This is a genomic window from Mesorhizobium sp. M2A.F.Ca.ET.067.02.1.1 (assembly GCF_004023285.1).
Lineage (GTDB): Bacteria > Pseudomonadota > Alphaproteobacteria > Rhizobiales > Rhizobiaceae > Mesorhizobium.
Map to the genome: position 1 here is coordinate 1 of NZ_RZSB01000851.1, position 2,322 is coordinate 2,322.

Genomic DNA, 2,322 nt, shown 5'->3' on the forward strand with positions numbered 1-2,322 from the left:
TCGCCGGCATTTCGGGCAACGGCCAGAAGGAGTTCCTGGAAGTGCTGGCCGGGCAGCGCCCGCGCAATGGCGGCGAGGTGATGGTGCGCGGCGCCGCCTACGCGGCGACGCGCGCCGAAGCGCGCACGTTCAATGTCCGCCTCATCCCGGAGGAGCCGCTGAAGAATGCTTGTGCACCGAGGATGACAGTGGCCGAGAACATCGCTTTCCGCACCTTCGACGTGGACGGCAACGGCAAGCCGGTGAGCTGGATCAGCGCCGGTGCCATCAAATCCTTCAGCGCCCGGCTGGTCGAGCAGTTCAAGGTAAAGACCGCATCGCTGTCTTCGCCGATCGCTTCGCTGTCGGGCGGCAATGTGCAGCGCGCCGTGCTCGCCCGCGAGCTCACCGGCGAGGTCGACCTTTTGATCGTCTCCAACCCGTGCTTCGGCCTCGATTTCTCCGCCGTCGCCGAGATCCGCGCCCGTATCATGAAGGCGCGCAACGCAGGTGCCGCGGTGCTGTTGATGTCGGAAGACCTGGACGAGCTACTGGAACTCTCGGACCGCATCCTCGTCATGTCCGACGGCGCGCTGGTCTATGAGACGCCGATTGCGCAGGCGAGCGTGCAGACCATCGGCGAGCACATGGCGGGGCATCACTGATGGCGGAAATCGCAGCGCAGCCCTTCGCCTTTGCCTTCAGGCCCGAGACGACGGCGCTCATCGTCATCGACATGCAGCGCGACTTTGCCGAGCCGGGCGGGTTCGGAGCGAGTCTCGGCAACGACGTCAGCCGGGTCACGGCGATCGTGCCGACGGTGAAGCGGCTGATCGAAGGCTTTCGCGCCGCGGGCCTGCCGGTGATCCATACCATGGAGTGCCACAAGCCCGACCTTTCAGACCTGCCTCCCGCCAAGCGCGACCGCGGCAATCCCTCGATCCGGATCGGCGATGTCGGCCCGATGGGCCGCGTCCTGATCGCCGGCGAGCCGGGCACCGCGATCCTCGACGAGCTCGCGCCCCTGCCCTGCGAGATTGTCATCGAGAAGCCCGGCAAGGGCGCCTTCTACGCGACCGGCCTCGGCGACGACCTGAAACGGCTCGGCGCGCGGCAACTGGTGTTCGCCGGCGTGACGACCGAGGTCTGCGTGCAGACGACGATGCGCGAGGCCAACGACCGCGGCTACGAATGCCTGGTCGCCGAGGATGCGACGGAAAGCTACTTTCCCGAATTCAAGGCGGCCGCGCTCGCGATGATCCGGGCGCAGGGCGCCATCGTCGGCTGGACGGCGACCACCGATCAGGTCCTCGAGGGAATTGCGAATGCCTAATCTTGCCTTTGCCGGCCTCCTTGACGGCGGCTGGCGCGATCTGGCGTTCGAGCCTTTCCGCGACGGCGTCACCGTGCATTGGCTGCTCAAGGGCGGCCCGGTCGAACCGTCGGTCGCGCTGCTCAAATATCAGCCGGGCGCCGGCGTGCCGCGCCACCGTCATGCCGGGCTGGAAACCATCGTCGTGCTGGAAGGCACCCAGAGCGACGAGAACGGCGACTATCCAGCGGGCAGCGTGATCCTCAATCCGGTCGGCACGGAGCATTCTGTGTGGACGAAGGACGGCTGCGTGGTGCTGATCCAGTGGGACCTGCCGGTGATCATCCTGGGGGAGACGAAATGAACGACATCCGCTTCGACATCGGCAGCCTGCGCGCGGCCTACCAAAGCGGGCTTGGCATCGCCGAGGTGATCGATACGGTCCTTGCCCGCATCGATGCGGCCGGCGACCCCGGCATCTTCATCCACCTAGCGACGAAAGCGGAGTTGCTGGCCGAGGCCGAGGCGCTCGGCTCGTTTGACCCCGTGGCGAAGCCGCTCTGGGGCATCCCCTTCGCCGTCAAGGACAACATCGATGTCGCCGGCATGCCGACCACGGCGGCTTGCGCGGAATATGCCTACACGCCGGACAAAGACGCGACGGTCGTGGCGAGGCTCAGGGCCGCCGGCGCGTTTGTCGTCGGCAAGACCAATCTCGACCAGTTCGCCACCGGCCTTGTCGGCGTGCGCACACCCTGGCCGATCCCAAGGAACGCGATCGATCCGAAACTCGTGCCCGGCGGCTCCTCCTCCGGCTCGGCGGTTGCGACGGCGCGCGGCATCGTCTCCTTCGCGCTCGGCACCGACACCGCCGGCTCTGGCCGCATTCCGGCCGGCCTTAACAACATTGTCGGGCTGAAGCCGACGGTCGGAGCGCTGTCGACGACGGGCGTTGTTCCGGCCTGCCGGACCCTCGACTGCGTCTCGGTCTTCGCGCTGACGGTCGATGACGCCTATGCGGTGTTCTCGGT

General features: G+C 67.0%; 4 protein-coding genes. All 4 read left to right on the top strand.

Going from position 1 to position 2,322, the window contains the following annotated elements:
- Positions 1-644, top strand: a 644-nt coding sequence (locus tag EOA28_RS32725) for an ATP-binding cassette domain-containing protein (RefSeq protein ID WP_128315701.1), incomplete at its 5' end; no start/stop codon positions are given.
- Positions 644-1,312, top strand: a complete 669-nt coding sequence (locus tag EOA28_RS32730) for an isochorismatase family cysteine hydrolase (RefSeq protein ID WP_127250399.1) — start codon at positions 644-646, stop codon at positions 1,310-1,312. The genes EOA28_RS32725 and EOA28_RS32730, both read left to right, overlap by 1 nt.
- Positions 1,305-1,655, top strand: a complete 351-nt coding sequence (locus EOA28_RS32735; RefSeq protein WP_127250398.1) for a cupin domain-containing protein — start codon at positions 1,305-1,307, stop codon at positions 1,653-1,655. The genes EOA28_RS32730 and EOA28_RS32735 overlap by 8 nt, the downstream gene beginning before the upstream one ends.
- Positions 1,652-2,322 (top strand): amidase family protein (locus EOA28_RS32740; protein WP_245501650.1); only part of this gene is annotated, 671 nt, incomplete at its 3' end. The genes EOA28_RS32735 and EOA28_RS32740, both read left to right, overlap by 4 nt.

Excerpts from the sequence above, each read along its gene's own strand:
- EOA28_RS32730 (WP_127250399.1), top strand. The coding sequence starts at position 644 with ATGGCGGAAATCGCAGCGCAGCCCTTCGCCTTTGCCTTCAGGCCCGAG.
- EOA28_RS32735 (WP_127250398.1), top strand. The coding sequence starts at position 1,305 with ATGCCTAATCTTGCCTTTGCCGGCCTCCTTGACGGCGGCTGGCGCGAT.